At 46.5% G+C, this 24,722-nt stretch carries 22 protein-coding genes; 19 read left to right on the top strand and 3 right to left on the bottom strand.

What is annotated here, in order from left to right:
* Position 1: 1 nt before the first annotated feature.
* The 19 genes from OCV77_RS01155 (at position 2) to OCV77_RS01065 (ending at position 21,392) form a co-directional block, all read left to right on the top strand.
* Entirely contained in the window at positions 2-988 is a 987-nt protein-coding gene (locus OCV77_RS01155) for an ATP-grasp domain-containing protein (protein ID WP_262572548.1), read from the top strand.
* Positions 985-2,097, top strand: a complete 1,113-nt coding sequence (locus tag OCV77_RS01150; RefSeq protein ID WP_262572546.1) for a glycosyltransferase family 4 protein — start codon at positions 985-987, stop codon at positions 2,095-2,097. Before OCV77_RS01155 ends, OCV77_RS01150 begins: the two co-directional genes overlap by 4 nt.
* Entirely contained in the window at positions 2,098-3,414 is a 1,317-nt protein-coding gene (locus tag OCV77_RS01145) for a nucleotide sugar dehydrogenase (protein ID WP_262572544.1), read from the top strand.
* A gap of 21 nt (positions 3,415-3,435) precedes the next feature.
* Positions 3,436-4,410: an SDR family oxidoreductase gene (locus OCV77_RS01140; protein ID WP_118797300.1), complete on the top strand. Its 975-nt coding sequence runs from the start codon at positions 3,436-3,438 to the stop codon at positions 4,408-4,410.
* Positions 4,407-5,159: a DUF2334 domain-containing protein gene (locus OCV77_RS01135; protein WP_262572541.1), complete on the top strand. Its 753-nt coding sequence runs from the start codon at positions 4,407-4,409 to the stop codon at positions 5,157-5,159. Before OCV77_RS01140 ends, OCV77_RS01135 begins: the two co-directional genes overlap by 4 nt.
* A gap of 20 nt (positions 5,160-5,179) precedes the next feature.
* Positions 5,180-6,358, top strand: a complete 1,179-nt coding sequence (locus tag OCV77_RS01130) for a glycosyltransferase family 1 protein (protein WP_262572539.1) — start codon at positions 5,180-5,182, stop codon at positions 6,356-6,358.
* The gene (locus OCV77_RS01125; RefSeq protein WP_262572537.1) at positions 6,351-7,583 is read left to right on the top strand and encodes a glycosyltransferase; all 1,233 of its coding nucleotides are present in this window, start codon (positions 6,351-6,353) and stop codon (positions 7,581-7,583) included. Before OCV77_RS01130 ends, OCV77_RS01125 begins: the two co-directional genes overlap by 8 nt.
* Positions 7,584-7,650: 67 nt before the next feature.
* On the top strand, positions 7,651-7,893 hold the full coding sequence (locus tag OCV77_RS01120; protein WP_262572534.1) for an AbrB/MazE/SpoVT family DNA-binding domain-containing protein: 243 nt from the start codon (positions 7,651-7,653) through the stop codon (positions 7,891-7,893).
* A complete protein-coding gene (locus OCV77_RS01115; RefSeq protein ID WP_262572755.1) occupies positions 7,893-8,195 on the top strand; it encodes a type II toxin-antitoxin system PemK/MazF family toxin in 303 nt (100 codons plus the stop codon). Before OCV77_RS01120 ends, OCV77_RS01115 begins: the two co-directional genes overlap by 1 nt.
* A 107-nt stretch (positions 8,196-8,302) precedes the next feature.
* A complete protein-coding gene (locus OCV77_RS01110) occupies positions 8,303-9,400 on the top strand; it encodes a glycosyltransferase (protein WP_262572532.1) in 1,098 nt (365 codons plus the stop codon).
* Positions 9,401-9,421: 21 nt separating this feature from the next.
* The gene (gene asnB, locus OCV77_RS01105) at positions 9,422-11,302 is read left to right on the top strand and encodes an asparagine synthase (glutamine-hydrolyzing) (RefSeq protein WP_262572530.1); all 1,881 of its coding nucleotides are present in this window, start codon (positions 9,422-9,424) and stop codon (positions 11,300-11,302) included.
* 15 nt (positions 11,303-11,317) lie between these two features.
* Entirely contained in the window at positions 11,318-12,412 is a 1,095-nt protein-coding gene (locus OCV77_RS01100; protein WP_262572528.1) for a glycosyltransferase, read from the top strand.
* A 29-nt stretch (positions 12,413-12,441) separates the two neighbouring features.
* Positions 12,442-14,328 (top strand): asparagine synthase (glutamine-hydrolyzing), encoded by a 1,887-nt coding sequence (asnB, locus tag OCV77_RS01095; protein ID WP_262572527.1) that lies wholly within the window; start codon positions 12,442-12,444, stop codon positions 14,326-14,328.
* Between the two features lie 22 nt (positions 14,329-14,350).
* Positions 14,351-15,316 carry an alpha-1,2-fucosyltransferase gene (locus OCV77_RS01090; RefSeq protein ID WP_118797308.1) on the top strand — a complete coding sequence of 322 codons (966 nt, stop codon included), beginning with the start codon at positions 14,351-14,353 and terminating at the stop codon, positions 15,314-15,316.
* Positions 15,313-16,218 carry an alpha-1,2-fucosyltransferase gene (locus tag OCV77_RS01085; protein ID WP_262572525.1) on the top strand — a complete coding sequence of 302 codons (906 nt, stop codon included), beginning with the start codon at positions 15,313-15,315 and terminating at the stop codon, positions 16,216-16,218. The genes OCV77_RS01090 and OCV77_RS01085 overlap by 4 nt, the downstream gene beginning before the upstream one ends.
* On the top strand, positions 16,219-17,232 hold the full coding sequence (locus OCV77_RS01080) for a glycosyltransferase (RefSeq protein WP_118797310.1): 1,014 nt from the start codon (positions 16,219-16,221) through the stop codon (positions 17,230-17,232).
* Between the two features lie 62 nt (positions 17,233-17,294).
* Positions 17,295-18,008, top strand: a complete 714-nt coding sequence (locus OCV77_RS01075) for a glycosyltransferase (RefSeq protein WP_118797311.1) — start codon at positions 17,295-17,297, stop codon at positions 18,006-18,008.
* On the top strand, positions 17,996-19,228 hold the full coding sequence (locus OCV77_RS01070) for a protoporphyrinogen/coproporphyrinogen oxidase (RefSeq protein WP_262572524.1): 1,233 nt from the start codon (positions 17,996-17,998) through the stop codon (positions 19,226-19,228). The genes OCV77_RS01075 and OCV77_RS01070 overlap by 13 nt, the downstream gene beginning before the upstream one ends.
* The gene (locus tag OCV77_RS01065) at positions 19,206-21,392 is read left to right on the top strand and encodes a glycosyltransferase family 39 protein (RefSeq protein ID WP_262572522.1); all 2,187 of its coding nucleotides are present in this window, start codon (positions 19,206-19,208) and stop codon (positions 21,390-21,392) included. The genes OCV77_RS01070 and OCV77_RS01065 overlap by 23 nt, the downstream gene beginning before the upstream one ends.
* Here OCV77_RS01065 and OCV77_RS01060 read toward each other — a convergent pair.
* The 3 genes from OCV77_RS01060 to OCV77_RS01050 are packed head-to-tail and all read right to left on the bottom strand — an operon-like array spanning position 21,389 to position 24,707.
* Positions 21,389-22,513, bottom strand: coding sequence for a hypothetical protein (locus OCV77_RS01060; RefSeq protein ID WP_262572520.1), 1,125 nt, complete (start codon positions 22,511-22,513; stop codon positions 21,389-21,391). The two genes, OCV77_RS01065 and OCV77_RS01060, sit on opposite strands and share 4 nt — an antisense overlap.
* A gap of 14 nt (positions 22,514-22,527) precedes the next feature.
* Positions 22,528-24,015, bottom strand: a complete 1,488-nt coding sequence (locus OCV77_RS01055; RefSeq protein ID WP_262572518.1) for an MBOAT family O-acyltransferase — start codon at positions 24,013-24,015, stop codon at positions 22,528-22,530.
* 17 nt (positions 24,016-24,032) lie between these two features.
* A complete protein-coding gene (locus tag OCV77_RS01050) occupies positions 24,033-24,707 on the bottom strand; it encodes a DUF4956 domain-containing protein (protein WP_262572515.1) in 675 nt (224 codons plus the stop codon).
* Between the last annotated feature and the right edge of the window lie 15 nt (positions 24,708-24,722).

Below are 24,722 nucleotides of genomic sequence, written 5' to 3'. Positions count from 1 at the left end.
GATGAATTTATTATTTTGCAGTGTGGGAAGAAGATGCGAATTATTGAAGGATTTCCGGAAAACGCTGGGTGACGGGCTAAAGATCGTGGCGACAGATCACAGCACGTTTGCCCCGGCATTTGCTTTCGCAGATGCCTGTTATCAGGTGCCGCTCATCAATGATCCTGGATATATACCGGAAATACTGACTATCTGTAAAAAGGAAAATATAGATGCAGTCACGACACTTATTGATCCGGAGATCATGCTCCTTGCAGAACACAGAGATGAGCTTGAGGCGCTTGGAGTTATGGTGCTTGCTCCATATTATGACACAGCAAAAAAATGCTTCGATAAGTATCAGATGTTCCGGTATCTGCAGGAAAAACAGATTAAAACAGTAATGACCTATGGAACATTTGGCGAGTTTAAGGAAGCTTATGACAATGGGGAAATCGCACTTCCTGTTTTCGTGAAGCCAAGAACAGGAAGCGGAAGTGTAGGAGCAAGAAAAATAGAAACACTGGAAATGCTGGAGGAAGTGACAGAAGAGGATCCATCGCTGATCATCCAGGAGCTGATGACAGGTGAGGATATGGATGCAGATGTGTATGTGGATACGATCAGTCATAAGCCGGTTGCGATTTTCTCGAAGAAGAAGATCTCCACAACGATCGGAGGAGCAAATAAGACGATCTCCTTTAAGGATGAGAAGCTGTTTGCGTTTGTAAAAACGGTGATAGAGGTACTGGAGTTCAACGGACCGCTTGATATGGATCTCTTTTATCAGGATGGTCAGTATTATCTGTCAGAGATCAACCCGAGATTTGGGGGTGCCTATCTGCATGCGTATGGCGCAGGGGTTGACTTTCCGAGATTGATTGATAATAATAGTAAGGGTATTGTTAATGAGGAAAATATTGGAGATTATGAGGAGAATGTAGTTATGATGATGTATGACAGTGTCGTGATCAGGACACTGAAAGAGCTGGAAGATACATTATTATGAAGATACTGATTCTGACCAATTATGCCAATGGGTTATATCTGTTCCGGAAAGAGCTGCTTCTGAAATTTCTTGAGGAGGGACATGAAGTAGCTGTAGCGGTCCCACAGGATGAAAACTGCCGTAAGATCGGGAAGCTGGGATGCAGGATGGAGTATGTCCGTCTGGAACGCAGAGGCAGCAATCCTGTCCATGATCTGAAGCTGTTTCTTTCCTACAGGAGGCTTCTGAAGAAGGAAAAGCCGGATCTGGTGCTGACCTATACGATCAAGCCCAATATTTATGGCGGTCTGGCATGCAGGCTTTACAAGATCCCTTATGTGATGAATATCACCGGACTTGGGACAGCCATTGAAAATAAAGGTCTGTTAAGCAGGGTGCTCCTTATTTTATACAGATGGGCAGCAGGGAAAGCGCAAAGGGTCTTTTTTCAGAATGAAAGGAACCGGATCTTCATGCAGGGACATGGTGTAGCCAAGGATAATTCTGCGCTGTTGCCGGGATCAGGTGTTAATCTTGCGGAGCATCCGTTCCGGGAATATCCATCAGAAGAAAATGGGATCTGTTTTCTTGCCGTTATCAGGATCATGAAGGATAAAGGGATCATGGAATTTCTGAATGCAGCAGAAAAAATAAGAACAAGGCTGCCAGAGAAGAGCGTGCAGTTTGTTCTTGCAGGGGAATATGAGGAAGAGACAAGAGATCAGTATGAACCGCTGATACATAAGCTTTGCGAAAGCGGGATCATAACCTACCTTGGACATATTGATTATGTGGAAAAGGTGATGTCGGAAAGCCATGTGATCATACATCCCTCATACCATGAGGGCCTTTCCAATGTACTGCTCGAGGCGGCAGCCTGTGGAAGGCCTGTCCTTGCAACAAATGTGAATGGATGTAAGGAAACATTTATAGAGGGAAAAACCGGATTCTCATTTGATAAAGAAGATACAGATGCTCTGGTGAAAGCAGTTGAAAAGATACTTTCCCTGACAGAAGCTGAGAGAAAAGAAATGGGAAAAGAGGCAAGAAATTTTGTGGCGGCACATTTTGACAGACAGCTTGTGCTTGCTGCTTATGAAAAAGAACTTGAAAGGGTAAGGGTGAAATAAATGGATTTATATGAAAAGCTGTTAAGTGGGGAAGAAAAGCTTTCCCTTGTTGGACTTGGCTATGTGGGAATGCCCATTGCCGTGGCTTTTGCCAGAAAGATCAAGGTAGTAGGCTTTGACCTGAATGAAAAGAAGATCGAATTATACAAGGCGGGCGTGGATCCTACCAACGAAGTGGGCGGTGAGGTGATCAAAAACACAACCGTGGAATTTACGGCAGATCCTTCCAAACTGAAGGAAGCAAAGTTCCATATTGTAGCCGTTCCCACACCGGTCAACCCCGATCATACACCGGATCTGACACCGGTAGAAGGAGCCAGCAGGATCCTTGGACAGAATCTGCAGAAGGGCTCTGTAGTAGTATTTGAATCTACGGTATATCCTGGTGTTACCGAGGATATCTGCGTGCCGATCCTTGAGAAGGAATCCGGCCTTAAGTGCGGCGTAGATTTCAAAATCGGTTATTCACCGGAGCGTATCAATCCCGGTGACAAGGTACACAGGCTGGAGACCATCACCAAGATCGTATCCGGTATGGATGAAGAAACACTGGATACTGTTGCCAAGGTATATGAGCTTGTTGTAGAAGCTGGCGTACACCGTGCGGAATCCATCAAGGTAGCAGAGGCTGCAAAGGTCATTGAGAACAGCCAGAGAGATATCAATATCGCTTTCATGAATGAGCTTTCCATTATCTTTAATAAGATGGGAATTGATACCAAGTCTGTACTGGAAGCAGCAGGAACCAAGTGGAACTTCCTGAAGTTCCAGCCGGGTCTTGTAGGTGGACACTGCATCGGCGTAGATCCCTACTATCTGACCTATAAGGCTGAGGAGCTTGGATACCATTCCCAGATCATCCTGTCCGGACGCCGGATCAATGATGATATGGGTAAATATGTGGCAGAATCACTGGTAAAGAACCTGATTAAGGCAGACATCCCGGTTAAGGGAGCCAAGGTGGCTATCCTTGGATTTACCTTCAAGGAGAACTGTCCGGATACGAGAAATACCAAGGTGATTGATATTTATAAAGAACTGCAGGAGTATGGAATTACCCCTGTTGTCGTAGATCCTGCAGCAGATGCAGATGAGGCAAAGCGTCTGTATGGCATTACCTTCAATACCATGGATGATGTGAAGAATATGGATGCTGTGGTCGTGGCAGTTGCCCATAAACAGTTCCTTTCCCTGGATAAGAAGACGATCAGCAGCTTCTTTAATCCGGCACATCACAAGAAGGTATTCAGTGATATCAAGGGAATCTATGACAGAAAAGAATATCTGACAGATGATTATATTTACTGGAGACTGTAAGAGACAGAAAAGAGGACGAATATGAGTTTTCGAGAACTGAAATTTGACAAAGATGCGGTTTTTCTTGTGACAGGTGGTGCCGGTTTTATCGGCTCCAACCTGTGTGAGGCGATTCTGGAGCTGGGATATACAGTAAGATGCCTTGACAATCTTTCCACCGGAAAGCTGGAAAATATAGAGCCTTTTATGGAGAATCCGAAGTTCACCTTTATCAAAGGAGACATCCGGGAGCTGGAAACCTGCATGAAGGCGACAGAGGGTGTGACCTATGTACTGAACCAGGCAGCCTGGGGCAGCGTTCCGAGAAGTATTGAAATGCCGCTTCTTTATGAGGAGATCAATATCCGTGGTACCTTAAACATGATGGAGGCCTCCAGACAGAATGGAGTAAAGAAGTTTGTATATGCTTCCAGTTCCTCTGTTTACGGAGATCATCCGGTGCTTCCCAAGAAGGAAGGGCACGAGGGTAAGCTTCTTTCTCCCTATGCACTGACCAAAAGGGTGGATGAGGAATACGGAAGACTGTATAAGGTTCTCTATGGACTGGATACCTATGGCATGCGTTACTTCAATGTATTTGGACGCAGGCAGGATCCTAACGGCATGTATGCCGCTGTCATCCCGAAGTTCATCAAGCAGCTGATGAACGGCGAGGTTCCCACGATCAACGGTGATGGTAGACAGTCCCGTGACTTTACTTATGTTGACAACGTGATCGAAGCTAACCTGAAGGCCTGTCTGGCAGGTTCAGAGGCAGCAGGAGAGGCTTTCAATATCGGTGCCGGCGGCAGAGAGTATCTGATCGATGTTTACCATCAGCTATGTGATGCACTTGGCAAACAGGTTGAACCGAACTTCGGACCAGACCGGGCAGGTGATATCCGGGATTCCAATGCAGATATCAGCAAGGCAAGAGAGCTGCTTCATTATGATCCGGAATATGATTTTGCCAAGGGAATCCACCTGGCAATCAACTGGTATAAGGAAAATTTATGAAAATCGCAGTAAGATTAGATGACATTACACCTGATATGGACTGGCAGCGCTTTTTTAGGTTTAAGGCGCTGCTGGATCAGTATCAGGTGAAACCGCTTATAGGGGTTGTTCCGGACAACCGGGACGAGAACCTGAGGGGCAGCAGCGAAAGCAGAAAGGACGCACCGGCGGATTTTTATGCTTATATCCGAGGTCTTCAGGAAGAAGGCTGGTCTGTGGCTCTTCATGGCATGAACCATGTATACAGTACAAAGAAAGGCGGCCTGTTTCCTTTAAATGACTTTTCTGAATATGCGGGAAAGCCTTATGAAGAGCAGAAAGAGATGATCGCGAGGGGAAAGCAGATCCTCGAAGAGCATGGTGTGCGTACCGATCTGTTCATGGCACCGGCTCATTCCTATGACAGGAATACACTGCGGGCATTGAAAGAAAATGGCTTTCAGGCACTGACAGATGGCTTTGGAGAACAGCCTTATCTCTGGCAGGGACTGACCTTTTATCCCATTTCCTTCCGGCTTTCTGATACCCTGAAAAAGAAAAAAGGATATTCCACCATGGTGGTTCATACCGGAACCATACAGGAAGAAGAGCTGGCAGGCTATGAGAAGAGATTCCAGGCAGAAGGTGTCACATGGATCAGCTATGAGGAATACCGGAAGGTGCCGGCTGTGAAACGAGGTTTTCCCGGGCGGATCCGGGAATATCTGATGGCTAGGGCGAAGTTTTTGCTTGTGAGGCTGCATCACTGAAAAGAGAAAGGATAGAAAGCATGGGAGAAGCAGTACGGGTACTCCATGTACTTGGCAATACCAACCTTGGTGGAGCAGAGAGCAGGATCATGGATCTGTACCGTCATACAGACCGAAATCGTGTACAATTTGATTTTCTGGTGCATTCCGGAGAAGAAGGCTTTTATGAAAAGGAGATCAGGGAACTAGGAGGACGTATTTTCCGGGTTCCCCGTTTTCGTATCTATAACTATTTTTCTTATCGGAAAGCACTGAAGGAATTCTTTCAGGAGCATCATGAATTTGCTCTGGTACAGGGACATATGACGAGCACAGCGGCCATCTATCTTCCAATCGCAAAGAAAGCAGGCGTAAAGAAAACCGCAGCCCACGCGAGAAGTGCCGGAGTGGATAAGGGGCTTAAAGGTACCATGACACGGTTCCTTCGGAGAAATCTGGCAGATAAGGCAGATTATCTCTTCACCTGTTCTGAACTCGCTGGGATTTCTGTTTACGGCGAAAAAGCAGTCCGGGAAGGAAAGACGATCTTTATCCCTAATGCGATCGACTGTGCAGGGTTTACCTTTGACCCAGAAAAACGGAAAAAGATGCGTGAGGAGCTTGGGCTTACAGATGCCATTATCATCGGGCATGTGGGAAGATTCCACTATGCCAAAAACCATGAATACCTGCTCCGGGTGTTTGCGAAGCTGTGCCGGATGAGTGCTGGAGCAGGTGGCAGCACAGCAGAGAACGGAGCTGATCAGAATTATCATTTGATTTTACTGGGAGAAGGACCTCTCATGGAGGATACCAGAAAGCTGGCAGAAGAGCTTGGCGTGGCAGACAGGGTACATTTTCTTGGAAATCATAAGAATATCGCCGATTATTATCAGGCTATGGACTATTTCGTATATCCGTCCCGGTATGAGGGTATGCCAGGAACCATCGTGGAAGCGCAGGCAAGCGGTCTGCCGTGTCTGATGAGCGATACGATCTGCCGGGAAGTGATAGCAACAGAGCTGGTAGAAACGATGAGCATAGAGAAAGAGCCGAAGGTCTGGGCAGAGGTATTGCAGCGGCGGATGGATGCTTTAGTGTCCAAACAGGAGAACAGGGAAAAATACGCTGCAAAAATGGCGGCAGCCGGCTTTGATGTGCAGGCTCAGGCAGAAAGGATGATGCGCTTTTATGAAAGCGGAAGGTGGGAAAATGAGTAAAAGAAAATTGATGCTGATCAGTCCCATGCTTCATCAGGGCGGTTTTGAAAGGGTGTGTGTCACTACGGCGAGACTGCTGGAACCCTATTTTGATGTCACCATTGTAATCTTTGATTCTGCCAATATCGCCTATGATGTGGAAGGACTTTCCATTATTGATATCCAGATGGGTGTCCGTAAGGGAAAGCTGCAGAAGATCCTGAATATTATCAGAAGATCCCGGAAAGTGCGTGAGCTGAAGAAGGAAATGCAGCCCGAGATCGCCTACAGCTTCGGACCGACAGCCAATATGGTCAACGCCTTTTCCAAGACGGGTAAGGAGAAGGTCTGGCTTGGACTTCGGAACTACACCGATGTAGAAGAAGAGACTAAGATGCGTCTTCTGGTGAAAAAGGCAGACCTGATCGTATGCTGCTCCAGAGATATTGAGAAATCTGTAAAAATTAAATATAAATTTAATAATACAGCGGTGCTGTATAATCTCTATGATGCGGATACGATCCGGAAGGAGGCAGCCGCATCAGATCCGCCGCTTCCTTTTGCAGAAGAATTGAAAGAGGCAGGAAGCCTACAGCAGGAACCTGGGCAGCTCCGCTATCTGGTATCCATGGGAAGAGACGATCCCATGAAAGGTTTCTGGCATATGATCAAGGCCTTTAAGCTGGTGCACGATCAAATACCGGAAGCAAGACTGATCCTGATGGGAGCCGGTACCTTCCAAAAGTATAAAACACTGGCAGAACAGCTTAAAATAACAGATGCAATTTATTTTGCCTGCATGCGGAGGGATCCTTACGCACTTCTGAAATACGGGGAAGTATATCTGCTTACCTCTGCCAACGAAGGATTTCCTAATGCACTGGTAGAGGCCATGACTCTTTCCTTGGCACCTGTCAGCACCAACTGTCTGACGGGTCCTGCAGAGATCCTCGTAAGGAATGGAGACACTGCTTCTCTGAATGATCAGTTTACAGAGAAACAGAAAGAAAAAGAAACACCTGTTATATATGGAGATTATGGAATCGTGGTACCGGAAATGCAGAAGGAGGAGAATCTGGATCCGGCAGATATCACGGAGGAAGAGAGAAATCTTGCAGATACTGTGATAAGGCTTTTGCAGGATGAGAAGCTGCTGCAAAGCTACCGCCAGACGGCTGCCAGGCGGGCAGGAGATTTTACCTATGAGAAATATCTGGAGCAGTTTCTGAAGCTGGCTGAAGAATAAATCATTGATAATTTATTATTAAATGTGTATACTATGTATATACAGATATAAGAGGTGAGGTGGTCAAATGCAGGCACAGGTAAAAGAATGGGGAAATAGTCAGGGAATCAGATTGCCTAAGGAAATTTTGAAGAGTGCGGGAATCACATTAAATGAAATGCTAGATGTGACAGTGACAGATGGAGTAATTACTTTGGCAAAACCCTTTAGGCATAAAACATTGGAAGAAAGAGCATCTGAATATAATGGCAGGTTAATGCTTGATGGGGAATATGATTTTGGAGAGCCCGTTGGCAGAGAGGTGTGGTAATGGGGAGTGTGCATCAGGGGGATATTATTAAGGTTGAGAAAATAAAGCATCCTGTGCTGGTTGTCAGTAAAGATTTCTTTAATACAAGTGGCGAGGTAATAGGATGTCCAATTATCCGTGATTCAAAGGAAGGCCCTCTTCATATATGGACATCCGTGCAGGAAGTGGAAGGTTATATTCAGTGTGAGAAGATAGCTCTATTAGATTTGGCTGTGCGTGGGTACAAAAAAGTGGCCAGGATACCGTTATCAGAACTGATGAATGTATCTGATGCAATACAGGGAATTTTTGAATATATCTGACGTGATCCTGAGCAATGAGTGACAGGGCAGGGATCACTCCGCAGACTTGTGAGAGATTGTCAGATGTGATAAAATGAGCAGAAAGATTGTGGAAAAACGGGAGCATTATGAGAAAACTTCTATTTCATTTAAACTGCTTTGAGCAGGGCGGCGCAGAGCGTGTCGTATCCAACCTGGTGAACCAGCTGGTTCAGGAGGATTATGAAGTGATCGCTGCCACGGAATGGCAGGGAGAAGTGGAATTTGCGCTGGATCCCAAAGTAAGGCGGATATCAGTCGGACTTCGGCCAGAGGATGAGGAAAAGAGCAGGATAACCAAGATCTATCTGCGCTTTTCCTATCTTCACAGACTGATCAGAGAGGAAAAGCCGGACGTGGTGATCTCCTTTACCAGAAGACCGAACTACAGGGCACTTGTATCAGCCATAGGCACGCATGTACCGGTGATCCCGGCAGTGCGCCAGGATCCGAAATCCTATTATAATACCTGGGCAGACAAGCTTTTGATGCCGACATTATACCGGCTGGCAAAGGGCTGTGTGTTCCAGACAGCAGAACAGATGAGTTATTTCCCAAAATCCCTTCAGAAAAGATCCAGGATCATTCTGAATCCTGTCAATGATAAATATCTACAGGCAGAAATACCGCAGCAGAAGGAGAAAGTGGTTGTACAGTCTGGGCGACTGGTTGATTTTAAGAATCAGGCCATGCTTTTCAGGGCATTTATCAAGGTTCATGAGAAGCATCCGGATTATATACTGAAGCTGTATGGACCGGATTCCGGGGATGGCACCAGGGAAAAGCTGGAGGAGATCATCCGTCAGAATCATGCAGAAGAGTATATGATTCTGATGGGCGGCAGCGATGAATTGCAGAGGGAGCTGCCAAAGGCAGAGATCTATGCCTTTTCTTCTGATTATGAGGGCATGCCCAATGCCCTGCTGGAGGCTATGACCCTCGGCATGCCGGTTGTAGCGACCGATTGTCCCTGCGGCGGCCCTGCTACTGTGATCGAGAATGGGGTCAATGGTATCCTGATCCCGGTCGGAGATGAGAAGGCCATGACAGAAAACATCAACCGTCTGATCGAGGATGAAGAATTAAGAGAAGGATTGGCGGGAGAAGCGCTCCACATCAGAGAAAGGATCAATGGACAGGCTATTCTGCAGCAATGGAAAGAATATATAGAGGAAGTACTTGAGTAGAACAGACAGGAGCAGGATCATATGTGTGGAATATGCGGATTTGTATCCAAACAGAATATTACACGGGAACAGCTGAAGATCATGAATGATACGATGATCCACAGAGGACCGGATGACAGCGGAGAAGAGATTTATCCCATCCGAAACGGTTACCAGGTGGGTCTGGCACAGAGAAGACTTTCCATTATGGATCTGTCTCCTTTGGGGCACCAGCCCATGCATTCGGCAAATGGCCGCATCAGTGTAGTCTACAATGGAGAAATCTATAATTTTCAGGAGCTGAAGGAGGAACTTAAGGATTATCCTTTCCGTTCTACCTGCGACACGGAAGTGATCATAGCAGCCTACCTGAAATGGGGCATTGACTGTATCAGCAGGCTGAATGGCATGTTTGCCATCTGCATTTTTGACAGAGAAGATGATACCGTTTATCTGGTAAGGGACAGAATTGGCAAGAAGCCATTGTATTATGAGCTTTCAGACGGGAATCTTATCTTTGGTTCAGAGTTAAAGCCGCTGATGGCAAGAGAGGGCTTTCAGAAAAGGATCCGGAAGGATGTACTGTCAAGGTACCTTTTCCAGCAGTATATCAATGCACCGGACAGCATTTTTGAACAGGTTTACAAGCTGGAGCCGGGCGGTATCCTGCAGTTCCATTATGGAGAGGTAAAAACCTGGAAATACTGGGATATTAAGAATGTCTATCATGAGATGAGAAAGAATCCTGTGACGGATTATGAGCAGGCAAAGAGTGAATTAAAGGCATTGCTGCAGAAGGCTGTGAAAAGCCGTATGATCGCAGATGTTCCGCTGGGAGCCTTTTTAAGCGGCGGTTATGATTCTTCCCTGATGACAGCTATGGCACAGGAAGCAAGCAGTGAGCCGGTTAAGACCTTTTCCATCGGTTTCCATGAAGAGAGATATAATGAAGCAGGATATGCCAGAGCAGTGGCAGAACATCTGGGCACAAAGCATACTGAGCTGATCATAGATGAAGCGGAAATGTTCAAACTGGTGGAGAGTATCCCGAAGTATTATGATGAACCCTTTGCGGATTCTTCCCAGATTGCAACCATGCTGGTGTCAAAGCTTGCCAGAGAGCAGGTGACGGTTGCGCTTTCCGGGGATGGCGGCGATGAGTTTTTCTGTGGCTATAATATTTATGAAAATGTCAGACAGGCACAGAGACTGGATATGCTTGGCGGTATGGTGCACGGGATATGTAATCTGCCAGGCCTAAAGCAGGCAGGACTGGAAGGAAAGCTGCCTTTCCGGGTAAGAGTAATTGCCGGAAACCGTGGTAAAGAAAGTAAAACCCAGTTTGGCGCAGGAAATTATGTGACAAGAGCACAAAAAATGGTGCTCGGCGAAGGACAGCCCTGTCATTTTGAAATAGAAAGTGAATATGGGGTATCAGACTGGCAGATCCGCCGGATGCTTCTGGACATGGATACCTATCTGCCGGGTGATATTCTCTGCAAGGTAGACCGTGCATCCATGAAATATTCCCTGGAAGCAAGATGCCCGATCCTGGATAAGGAAGTCATGGAGTATTCCTTCCGGATGGATCATTCCCTGAAGTATGATAAGGGGAATAAAAAGCGGATCCTGAAGGATATTGCCTATGATTATATTAAAAGAGAGCTTCTTGACAGACCAAAGGTTGGCTTTGGCGTGCCAATGGATCAGTGGCTGAGAGGACCTTTAAGGGAACAGCTTACAGATATGTGCAGCAGGGAATACTTAAAGAAGCAGAGAATCTTTGATGCTGATTTTACCGCCGATATGATAGAAGGCTATATGAAGACCGGAGATAAGGGACCGGCTACCGGAGAGAATTATTCCAAGCTGACCTGGTCCTTCTTCACCTTCCAGCAGTGGTATCAGACCTATATGAAATAAGGGAGCTGTGGATCCATGCATGTGGCAATGCTGATAGGGGCGCTGACAAAGGGCGGCGCAGAGCGGGTACTGGTGAATCTGGCTGCAGATCTGACAGAAAAGGGCCATGAGGTCACCATGGTGACCCAGTATAAAAAAGAAAATGAATATCCGCTTCCAGATGGTGTAAAGCGTGTGATCTCAGATATCACAGAAGAGGAAATCACGGGAAGCCGCATTGTGAACTTTGGACGCCGCTTCGGGAAGCTGCGTATGATCTGGAAGACAGAAAGGCCGGATGTGATCCTCTCCTTTATCGGAAAGAATAATATGATGGCGATCCTGACAAGCCGGTTCCTCCATATCCCGGTAGCGGTATCTGTCCGGGCAGAGCCTGCACTTGAATATTACAATGGTTGGATGCGGTTTATGGCAAGACATTTGTTTGCGTCAGCAGATGGCGTGATCCTGCAGACCAGACAGTGCTTTTCCTTCTTTCCAGAGAAGGTGCAGAAAAAGGCAGTGATCCTTAAAAACCCGATCAACAAGGCTTTTTTCAGACAGCCTTACCGGGGAGAAAGGGAAAAGACCATCGTGGCAGTAGGCAGGGTGGATGAAAATAAGAATCATGAGTTGCTGATCCGGGCATTTGCTGGGATTGCCGGGGAATTTCCGGATTACAGTCTTAAGATCTATGGTGAAGGGGATCAGAAAGAAAGGCTTCAGCACCTGATCCTTGAGCTTTTACTGGAAAAGCAGGCTTTTATGATGGGAGCAACCAGTGACGTAGCAGGTGTTATTGAAAGGGCGAGACTCTTCGTCCTTCCTTCTAATTCTGAAGGCGCCCCTAATACTTTGATCGAAGCCATGCTTCTGGGACTTACAGTGATCTCTACAGACTGCCCCTGCGGTGGTCCGGCGGAGCTGATCGAAGACGGAAAAAACGGATATTTGATTCCGGTTGGTGATACACAGAAATTGCAGGAAAAGATGCAATATTTGCTAAACCACTTGCAGATAGCCGATGAAATCGGTGAGAATGCTGCAAAAGCAGCTGCTATTTTTAAACCGGAGGTGGTTTATGGTGAGTGGGAGAATTACCTGTATTCCCTGACAAAACTGGGGAAATGACACTATAGAAAAGACTGGAGGAGGACTTCATGTGCGGAATTGCAGGATTTTGCAGCTTTGATGGAGACAGAAAAAGAAATATAGAGAAGATGAAGGCGCGGATGCTGCATCGGGGACCGGATGCAGGAGGAAGCTATTTCTCTGAGGATGGTCAGGTAACACTGGGGCACAGAAGACTTTCCATCGTGGATCTGTCTGAGAATGGGGCACAGCCCATGACCTCACACAGCGGAAGATATGTCATTACTTATAATGGAGAGATTTATAACTATAAGAAGCTTTCTGACAGATTGCTTTCCGAGGGAAAGGTCAGTGCATTCCGTGGCACCTCTGATACAGAGGTACTTCTGGAGTCCTTTGAAGCCTATGGGATAGAAGAGACCCTTGCATTCTGTAAGGGAATGTTTGCCATCTGTCTGTATGACAGGAAAGAGCAGTGCCTGTATCTGATGCGTGACCGCATAGGAGAAAAGCCCTTATACTACGGTATGGTAGGCAGAAGCTTTGTGTTTGCCTCTGATATAGGATGTATTTCTGTACTGGATGGCTTTGACAATCCGATCAACCGGGAGGTGCTTGAACTGTACTTTATCCATGGTTATATTCCGGCTCCTTATTCCATTTATGAAAAGATCTATAAGCTGGAAGCAGGAACCTTTGCGAAAATTAAATTGCCATTTAATAACATGGATGATGTTACTGTAAAGCCCTACTGGTCAGTAGCAGAGGCAGCAAAGAAGGGGCAGGCAAACCTCTTTAAAGGAAGCCGGAAGGAAGCTGCAGATGAGCTGGAGAGACTGTTAAAGGAGGCCATTGCTGAGCAGATGGTGGCGGATGTGCCGGTAGGAGCCTTCCTGTCAGCAGGTATTGACTCCAGTACGATCGTGGCGCTGATGCAGGATCTGAATAAGGGAAAGGTGAAGAGCTTTACCATTGGCATGGATGAAGAGGGATATAATGAAGCCACCTATGCCAAGGAGATCGCACAGCATCTTGGAACAGAGCATACAGAGCTTTATATTACAGAAGCAGATGCGAGGGCTGTTGTTCCTAAGCTTTCTGAAATGTTTGGAGAGCCCTTCGCAGATTCCTCCCAGATCCCGACGTATCTGGTAAGCAAGATGACGAGGGAGCATGTGACGGTATCCTTAAGCGGGGATGCCGGAGACGAGCTGTTCTGCGGCTATACCTCCTATGCATCTGTGGAGAGGATCTGGAATAAAATGAAGGGTGTGCCTTATTTTATCAGGAAGCCCTGCAGTGAACTGGTTATCCACAGTCCGCTGGCGAAAAAACCGATTTACCGGATCAAGGGGACACTGCTTGGAGCGAAAGGACCTTCTGATCTTTATATCTGTTCCTATGAGACAGATCCTCTGACAAAGCAGATTTCCTTAACGAAAGGGAACTGCAGCTATAAATACAGTGAATATGATCCTCATTTTCTTGAGGAAACAAACCATAATATCATGCTGATGGATATGGAAATGTACCATCCTGACGATATCCTGGTGAAGGTGGACCGGACGGCCATGGCTGTTTCGCTGGAAACAAGAGTGCCGATGCTTGACAGGGATGTGGTTGAATTTGCCTGGACACTTCCCATTGATTATCTCCGGGAAGGCAAGCGTGGCAAGCTGGTTCTCCGTGATGTACTTTACCGGTATGTGCCGGAGGAAATGATGGAGCGTCCCAAGAAAGGCTTCAGTATCCCGGTGGAGAAGTGGCTAAGAAGCGGAGAGCTTCGTGACTGGGCGGAGACACTTCTTAATGAGAAAACGATCCGTGAACAGGGGATCCTGAATGCAGATGTGGTGAAAAAGATCTGGAGCGACTTTACAGAAAAGGGAGAATGGCGGATCCAGATCTGGTACATTCTCATGTTCCAGGATTTTATGGCACACCGGTTTATATAAGAAGGAAGGCAAGTATCAGCTTATGATCATTATCAGAATGGCAGGGGGCCTTGGCAACCAGATGTTTCAGTATGCTCTTTATGAGAAGCTGAGATCCATGGGAAAAGAAGTAAAATTTGATGATATCAATGAATACCGGGGTGAGAGGGCAAGACCGATCATGCTTGCGGTCTTTGGAATCACCTATCCAAGAGCTGACTGGAATGAGATCACGGCTTTTACAGACGGATCCATGAAATGGAAGAACCGGATCCGGAGGAAGCTGCTTGGACGAAGAGCAATTGAATACGAAGAGCAGGGATTTTTTGACCCGAAGGTACTCACCTTTGATAATATGTATTTAAAGGGAGCCTTTCAGAGTGAACGCTACTTTGCCGATATCAGGGATGACATCCAAAAGCTTTATACTTTTCCTGAGCTGGACGAAATGCACCTGCCTGAAAAGCTGTATATGGCTACAGAGGAGTATCTGCAGAGGATAAAGAGCGGAAGCTCTGTCGGTCTTCATATGTACCGCAGTGATTCCCGTACGGATGAAGAGCTGTATGAGGGGATCTGTACTGAGAAATACTATGAGGGTGCGGTACGCTTTATGCAGGATAAGGTAAAGAATGCCACCTTTTATATTTTCAGTAATGAGCCAAAGTGGGTGAAAAACTGGGTAGAAGGCCTGATCGAAAGCCAGCAGACCGAAGAAATGAGTAAAGAAGAGAAGGCGGCACTCAGGGAAAAATTTATCCTGGTAGAGAGCAATACAGAGTATACCGGATATCTGGATATGATGCTGATGAGTAAATGTGATCACAGTATTATCAGTAATTCCAGCTTCAGCTGGTGGAGCGCCTATCTGAATACCAATCCGGACAAGATCGTGGTAGCGCCTGACCGATGGAAAAACAACGTGGAAAGTGCAGATATCTATACAGATGGAATGGTTCTGATCGATCCGAGGGGAAGGGTGAACCGGAAGGAGCGTAAGGAATCATGAACATAATCAGAATGACAGGCGGCCTTGGGAATCAGATGTTTCAGTATGCATTGTATCTGAAGCTGAAGGAAATGGGCCGTGAAGTGAAATTTGATGATGTAACGGAGTATGCAGGCAGGGAGAATGCAAGACCGATCATGCTGTGGTGCTTCGGCATTGATTATGAGAGGGCTACAGGTAAAGAACTGAATACCATAACAGACGGGTTTATGAGACCCGTGGACAGGATCCGGAGGAAGCTGTTTGGGAGAAAAAGTCTGGAATACCAGGAGAATGGCTGCAATTTTGATCCGGTGGTATTGCAAAAGGAGCCGGCATATCTTACCGGCTATTTTCAATCTGAGAAATATTTTGCAGATATGAAGGATAAGGTGAGAAATGCCTTTACCTTTACGGACAGGGTGTATAAGATCCTTAAGCAGGATGGCTTTGGACCGGTTCTTGATCAGATTGAGAGCTGTGAATCCGTCAGTGTGCATTTCAGACGGGGAGATTATGTCAGCGGCAGTGCGATCTATGGGGGCAACTGTACCGACGCCTATTACCGGAAAGCGATCGAAGAGATCAGAAAAATACATCCTGATGCCACATTTTTCCTGTTCAGTAATGATGCGCCTTACGTGAAGGAATGGGTCCAAAGGTTTTATCCGGGAGATCCGGCTTTTTTTGTTATAGAGGGGAGCGGCGAAGAAAAGGGATATCTGGATCTGCTTCTGATGAGCAGCTGCAGGCATCAGATCGTGGCCAATTCCAGCTTCAGCTGGTGGGGAGCCTATCTGGATGCTTTCCCTGAAAAAATGGTGTTCGCACCGGCGAGGTGGTTCAATAATCAGGATTGCCAGGATATTTATACGGAAAATATGATCCGTATTGATGCAGAGGGAAATCTGGAGGATGAATAAATGTATCAGTCCGAGCTTTTGATATCCGTTATTGTGACGGCTTACAATATAGAAAAATATCTGCCAAGATGTCTGGACAGTCTGATCGCACAGACCTACCAGAGACTGGAGATCATTGTAGTGGATGACGGATCTACAGACAGGACGGGACAGATCTGTGACAGATATGCGGCAGAGTGTCCCCGTATTTCTGTGATCCACAAGGAAAATGGAGGTCCCTCCGCTGCCAGGAATGCCGGTGTTAAGATCGCAAAGGGCGATTATATCGGCTATGTGGATGGTGATGACTGGGTGGAGCCGGATATGTACGAGGAAATGCTGAGAGCCTGTACGGATCTGCAGGTACCGGTGGCGATCTGCACCTACAGACAGGTTGGAGAAGGTGCTGAAAAGATCCATCCCACAGGAAATGTAATGCTGCTTGACAGAAACCGGGCACTTGAGGTGTATATCTGCGACCAGGAGCAGTATCACATCTATCCGTCTGTCTGGAGCAAGCTTTTCCGCAGGGATATCATAGAGAATATCAGCTTCAGGGAGGGAAGAAAATCCGAGGACATCATGTATACCACGATGGCTCTGGTACAGGCGGAAAGCTGTGCCTTTCTTGATACACCTTATTATAATTACATGGTGGACAGACAGGGCAGCATCATGAATGAGAGACTTCACGAGCGCCGCTTCCAGGATGAGATCCCTTTCTGGAGGGAGCAGGAGAGCTATCTGGCAGAGCATGGCTTCACAGAGCTGGCTGATAAGTCTTATTATTATTTCTGCAAGCGGATGCTTTATTATTTCCTGGATTTTAAGACAAGGGGCATGAAGGAGTCGGCAAGGAGGATTGCAGAGATGCTGACCGGAGAAAAGAAAAGGATCCGGGAGATCTACAGGAGCAGCTATGTGGCAAAGGGTGACCGGGCAAGAATGGCACTGTTTCTGAAAAGCCCGGAGATATATTATGACGTGGTGAAGCTTTATGACAGGGTGGTCATCCCGATGAGAAGTAAGGCGTGATCATGCAGGATGGAGCATGCTGTATACAGCAGTGAAAAATAAAAACAGATGGGAACAGACAAATGAAAAAGACAATCATTGTCATGCCGGTTGCAAATGAAGAAAACACAATGGGACAGATCCTGGATGAAATCCTTGCCCTGCCCTACGATAACCTGTATATCTATCCGGTAGTTGACAGCTATTCTAAAGACCGTACCGAGGAGATCATAAGAGAAAGAGAAAAAGCTTCAGATAAGGTAAAATGTATCTTTTACCAGGAATCCACCGGGGTGATCAGCTGCTATCTGGAGGGCTTTAGGCAGGCGCTTGAGGATGGGGCAGAACAGGTGCTGGAAATGGATGGCGGCGGAAGTCATCTGCCGGCAGAAATACCACAGTTTCTCGACAGACTGGAAGAAGGGTATGACTGTGTCTGGGGATCCCGGTTTATGGAGGGCGGCTCCATGAGGGAGCAGCCATTATACAGGAGAATATTAAGCTTTGGCGGGACCTTTCTTTCCAATCTGGTACTTGGAACGAGGCTGCAGGATATGACAAGCGGATTCGAGGCATTCCAAAGAGAGGTGCTGGAGAAGCTGGAGCTCTCTCATTTTCTTTCCACCGGGCATATGTACCAGACAGAGATGCGCTTTTACTGCAGGAACCTGAATACCGTGGAGGTGCCGATCCATTATGTGGGTACGGCATCCAGTCTGAAGGGCAGCTCTGTTACAGAAGCTCTGAGGCTGCTATTCCAATTAAAAGAAAATGAGGGCATGATATGGAAAAAGTAAAATATCTGATCTTAGGAGCCGGACCGGCAGGACTTACCTTTGCCAACCGGTTAAAGGAGCTGTCTGAGGATTCCTTTCTGGTACTTGAAAAGGAGCAGGAGGCAGGAGGACTGTGCCGCTCAGTAATGGTGGATGGCAGTCCCTTTGACATTGGCGGAGGTCATTTCCTGGATGTGAGAAGACCTGCCGTAAATACTTTTCTGTTCCGTTTTATGCCAAAAGAGGAATGGAAGCTGTTTGAAAGAGACAGCAGGATCGTGATCGGAGATCAGCAGGTAGGACACCCCCTGGAAGCAAATATCTGGCAGCTTCCGGTGGATTCACAGGTGGAGGTATTGTCGTCCATTGCCAGAAGCGGCTGCAACAGCGGAAAGCAGAAGCCTGGAAAATTTAAGGACTGGATCATCTGGAAGCTGGGTGACAGGATTGCAGAAATGTATATGCTTCCCTATAACCGGAAAATGTTTGCGGATGAGCTGGATGAGCTTGGAACCTACTGGCTCGAGAAGCTGCCGGATGTATCCTTTGAAGATACGCTGCGCTCCTGCCTGGAGCACAGGGCTTATGGAAAGCAGCCGGGACATGCAAGCTTTTATTATCCTGAAAAATACGGCTATGGAGAGCTGTGGCTCCGTATGGCCGCGGAAATAGCATCAAATATACTGTATCAGGTGGATGTAACAGGAATTGATCTGGAGAAAAAGACTGTGACTGCTGCAGATGGACGTATATGGGAAGCGGAATATATTATCATGACGATTCCCTGGAGAAGCTTTGAAACGATAGAGGGAATGCCACAGGAAATCGTATCTTCTGTAAAGAAGCTGAAATCCAGTGCAATAGAAACGAGATACATCGGGGAAATGCTGGATACAAAAGCCCAGTGGTTATATATTCCGGATGAGAAAAAGCCCTATCACCGTATTCTGGTAAGACACAATTTCTGCCAGGGCAGCAGGGGGTACTGGCTGGAGACACGGAAGGAGCGGGTTTCTCTTTACCGGGAGGAGGCAGAATTTACCTATATGAACGAATATGCTTATCCACTGAACACAGTAGGGAAGCCGGAGATCATGGACAGACTCCTTGGCTTTTGCAGGACAAAAGGGGTATATGGCCTGGGAAGATGGGGAGAACACTGCCATTATAATTCTGATCTGGTGGTAGAACTGGCATTAAAGCTTGCGGAGAAGATGTATGAAGAATCAAAAATGGATTAAGAGGATAGCTTTGAGCATGGCCGGGATCATAGTGTTTCTGGGAGTAATGCTGATACTTACCCATACGGCACAGAACAGCATTGCCAGTACGGAAATACTTCCAACGATCGATCCTGATCCGGTTTATGTGGTCTGTGAGGATGGAGAACCACTGACAATAACACTAAAGGCAGCGCAGGACTTTTCCATCAGTGGCTTTCAGCTGCTGCTTGTCAATATCTCTGAAAAGGACAGTGGAACGCTCAGGCTGACACTTAAGAATGAGGAAGAGGATGTGCTTCTGAATGGATCCTGCCCTGTTACCGATTTTACAGCAGGCAAGTGGGGAACCTTTCCGGGAAATGCTTCTTTTATAGAGGGAGAAAGCTATCAGCTGACGATCCGGGCGGAGGGAGCAGAGCCCTATTTCATGCAGGTTCCGGAAGGGTGGGGCAGAGAGCTGCCTTTTGAAGAAGCTGTATGGCAGGGGCAGGAAGTGTTGCCCTATGGCATTTCCCTTGGTATTCTGCAGACGGAGCAGACACATGTTACATACGGAGATATTTTTTATTATTCTGTTCCGGTCTGTATCCTGCTCCTTATCGCATGGCTTTCTCTGGTATGGATCGGCAGAGAACAGATCTGTGCTGCATTTCAGAAGATTCCTTTTGAAAAATGGATTGACAGCTATGGAAGTGACTGCTTTCTGCTTCTTCTATTCGCTGCGATCTGTATCAGCATCTATGCAAGGGCATATCTGAATGGGATTTATATTTCGGCTGATTCTGCCGGATATATGAGGGAGGCAGAAAACCTGGTACAGGGAAATGGCTTTCAGTATGATGGCATTGCCGGATACCGTTCCTGGTTTGCCAACTGGCCGATCCTGTATTCGGTAATGATCGCAGGGATCATGCTGATCACGGGAGCAAATGCCTATCTGGCATCGAAGATAGTGGCTATGGTCACAGTTTTTTTACTGCTCGTGGTACTGCGGCTCTGCTTTAAAAGGGAGGCATGGCTGTATGCGCTCTGCCTGACCAATACAGGCTTTCTGACACTGTGCTATTATACCTGGAGCGAGATCCCCTTTATTTTATTCATGCTCTGCTTTGGCCTGATACTGGCCAGGATATTGCAGGATGAAAAAACAGATGCGAAATGGTATGTGCTTCTTGGCATCATGGGACTTTCCTGCTTCCTGACCCGGTATTATGGTATTTATGTGTGGATCGTAACAGGGGTTTATATTCTGATCCTTTTTTTCCTGTTTCAAAGGAAAAAGGATAAGGCCTACCTGATACGGGCAGGGAAGCTGACACTGACAGCGCTGGTATCGGGACTTTTGAGCGTTGCTTACCTGGCCATGAACAAGATTATGAATGGAATGGCATCGGGGGTGAGCAGAACTATGTGGTGGGATGATTACCAGGCGCTCACCAATGATCTGATCGAAAGCCTGCTGACAGAATTTTTCAATATCTTTTCCCTGGCAATACCGGAGAGACTGGAAAATTATCCTTATAACCTGAAGGTATTTCTGATTGTGCTGATCCTTGCAGGACTTGCAGCTTTTATTTTCAGGAGCTGCAGACATTTTACCAGAGAATCGGTGCTGATCACGATGGGAATTCTGTATGATGTGATTTTTATAGGCATCCGCTATGTGTCATCCATGGACAGCTTTTATTTCCGCTTTTTCGAACCGGGTACATTCCTGATCTGTATAGGGCTGGCCGGCTTACTGCTGCCTTATGTGAAGGGCAGGAAGCCGTTTAGGTTCTTTGGCATGGCAGTGACAGTGATCACCGTGCTCTCCGTCCTTTCCCTGCAGGCAAATGGGGAGTTTAATGCTTCAGATTGTTATTATAATGCGGTGGCAAGGCAGTGGGAGGAGGCTTATGCGGAGATCCCGGAAAGATCGGTAGTGATCTTTGATGATATTGATTATCGCTCCACATGGTACAGGGCAGATGTGGTGGACGGCATGATCACACCGCAGGATACACTGGAAAGCCTTAAGGAAACCTATTACGGCTCTGATTACCTGTGTATTCGTAAGACATTTGCAGAGACAATGCTGGAATCCGGGGAATATGAGGAGCATGTAAGTGACTGGCTGGCTGAGGGTCTGCAGAAGTCAGAGGATGACAGAGAGTATGTGGTACTGGCACTGAAGGATTAATCAGTGCCAGCCTGTTCATAGATCGCATCATAATCATAGCTGCTGAAGAACTCCCTTTCAGCAGCCAGCTTTTCCAGATAGTTTTCACGGGTAACAAGGCATTTATCCTCTGCAATCATCTGAAGCAGCATGGAATTTACTTCACCGTTGTAGTGACCGTCGTCACAGTAGTAATCGGTATTGCAGATGATATCATACTGATCAAAGAAGTTATAGAGCCTTACATTCGGGCAGTCAAGCAGAAGCTCGGTAGCGGTCTGCTCAGCCTGAAGCTGTCTGTCCAGGGTTCCCTTCAGCATAAGAGCGTCGAAGTAACAGATGCTGTAAGGCGGGTACATGATATAAAAAGTCACATCCGGGTACTGGCTGACAAGATCAACCACGTTTGTATTGATCGTCTGCTCTACCTTCGCCTTTTCTTCAGGACCAAAGCCGGTATCCGCCGGAATGGTCACATTTTCTCTGTCATAGGACTGCAGAATATAGTCTAGTCCACAGTCTCTTTCCCAGGAAGAATATTCATCCATAGTAGTGCTCGGTGTGTGCGACAGCGTCATGCGCACGTTGGAAAAAACACCATGATAAAGAATGGATTTATTAAATAAATAAGCGGTATCATTCCATGGATTGTCATCATAAAGATAGGTTGGGTAATCTTCATACTGCTTCCAGTCATAATCTCTGAGAAATCCATTGTAATCAACGACCCAGAGCACTGTTTTCAGCTCCGGATTGCGTTTCAGGGCACGCCCCAGATTTTCAGAAAGCTCCTGATAGCCTGCACCGGAGAAGGTTTCTTTAACCGCATTGGTTCCAAACAACTCGTCCATTTCACTTGGCTTAAAGTTCTGCGCCATGGAAGTACCGGTGATCATGGCGTCAAAGTCAAAATGCCGGGAGATCCCGTCATTGGTATAGCGCTCCTCATACAGCCTGTAGGATAAAAAGGAAAAGGGCTTATGATAATGGAAATAGGGATCTACGACCACCACGACAAGACCGGTCAGGATCAACAGACTGGCAAGGATACTGAGACATCTACAGAACCATTTCCTGGCGGCTGCTTCAGACTGATCATTTCTGCTGTTATTTAAATTTTCTGAATGCTTTTGATTTTCCATATTTGTGTACGCTCTTAAAAAGTAAAATACAGGAATTCGCTGATTTCTGCAAGGGACAGGATACTCCAGAACAAAAGCCCTGCTGTTACCAGGCATTTCCACAGCATTTTCCGGCGGCTTCCCTTTTCGGGACTGAAGGCGAACAGAGCCATTTTCTCCTGCGTATTCTTCATGGTAAAGCATGCGGCCATAAGAACCACGATAAACAGGGTCAGCATCAGCCATGGCCTTGATTCCATAAGACCGCCGAGACCTGCCCGGTAGAGAAAACTGATCTCGATGACATCCATAAATTTGTCACGGATAGGCTGATAGAGAGAAAAGCCACCGGAAAACAGTCCGCCAAACAGCGCCATGGAATCAGAAAGGGAAGGTGCGCGGAAAATACTCCAGGCCAGTGTCACGAAGCTAAAGGTAAACCCTCTCCGGAGAAGGACGGGTATTTTCCGATCCTTGATCCGCAGTGCCTTTTCCAGCACATTCAAAAGTCCGTGAAGCGCACCCCACAGGATAAAGGTCCAGTTTGCACCATGCCATAATCCGCTGACCAGAAATACGATCATGACGTTTAACAGAGTCCTTGGCAGTCCCCTGCGGCTTCCGCCGAGAGGAATATAGACATATTTTGTGAAGAACCGTGTCAGGGTCATGTGCCATCTGTCCCAGAAGTCTGTGATGGAAACAGCCTTGTAGGGCGAATTGAAGTTGACCGGCAGATCCAGGTTCAGCATCCTGGAGATACCAAGCGCCATATCACAGTAGCCCGAAAAGTCGAAATAGATCTGCAGGGAATAGCTCAGCATCACGAGGATCGTACTGAAGGTATTCAGCTCCGGAATATTGGCATAGCCTACAGAAACAACCTTGGCAAGAGTGTCAGCGATCAGTACCTTTTTCGCAAGACCAAGGGAAAAAGCATACAGCCCCTGCCCAAGGTGGGTAAACAGTACCTTTTTACGTTCCGGATCCTGAAGCTGGGGGATCAGCTCACTGTGGTATACGATAGGACCTGAGGAGATGCTTGGGAAAAAGGTAATATAAGCCAGATAATCAGAAAACTGATATCCCTTACATTCTTTCCGATAACAGTCTACACCATAGGAAATCTGCTGGAAGGTATAAAAGCTGATACCGAGCGGCATAAGAAGCTGCAGCGGTGAAAAATCGGTATCAAAGGCCAGATTTATATTTTCCAGAAAGAAGCTGGAATATTTATAAACAAAAAGCAGGCCGATGTTCCATATGAGCAGGATGATCAGATACATTCTGCGCCGCCCTGTCCGCTCTGTCTTCTGCATGAGACAGACAAGGGCATAATTGACCACAATACTGACAAACAGGATCAGCAGGGCAGAAATGCTGTTGTAGCCATAAAAGCCCAGGGACATGGCGGTAAGGAAATATACGGCCGCCCTGGAATGACCTCTTGAGCCAAGAAGATAATAGCCAAGCAGTACTATAGGCAAAAATAAAAATATGAAAATATAGGAGTTAAACAGCATGGCTGTAGGGTCCTTCCTTAATTCTTTACTTCTCCATCATGACTGAGCAGGGAAACAGAGAGAACACCGTCAAGGTGAGAAAGACTGTTTACCAATTCCTTTTCGTTTTTGGATCGGGTTTCATAAATAAGATCCATGCTTCCGGAAGAAATATTTTTGGATTTTAGTTTATAGTATCCAGCATTCTGCTGGATCAGAGCAAGAATGTCATCTTCCCGGTCGTCAGAATCAGCATTGATGATCAGAAGATAGGGACTGATACGTACAGGAAAAAGATCCAGGATGAGAAGACCAATTGTTACAAGTACTGCCAGGATTACAGCAATCTTATATAGTCCTGCACCACAGATAATACCGGTGCCGATAGACCAGAACAGGAACAGCAGATCCATAGGATCCTTGATGGCAGTACGGAATCTTACGATGGAAAGAGCACCAACCATACCAAGTGAAATGACGATACTGGACTGCATGGCGAGGATAATACCGGCTGTAACCACAGAAATAATAGCCATGGAAATATTAAAATTCTTAAAGTAGAAGGCACTTTTCGTTACTTTCTTATATACAATGAAAATGTATACAGCGATCAAAAAGGTGATGATCAGGGTAGTAAAGATTTTGGCATTTGACATATCTGCATAAGAAAATCCCTCTAATACAGATTTTTTGATAGCATCATTGAAATTCATAGTAAATTCCTCACA

The organism is Suilimivivens aceti (assembly GCF_025567405.1).
GTDB lineage: Bacteria > Bacillota > Clostridia > Lachnospirales > Lachnospiraceae > Suilimivivens > Suilimivivens aceti.
The sequence above is the reverse complement of the archived record's forward strand: the minus strand, read 5'-3'. Positions and strand labels throughout refer to the sequence as shown.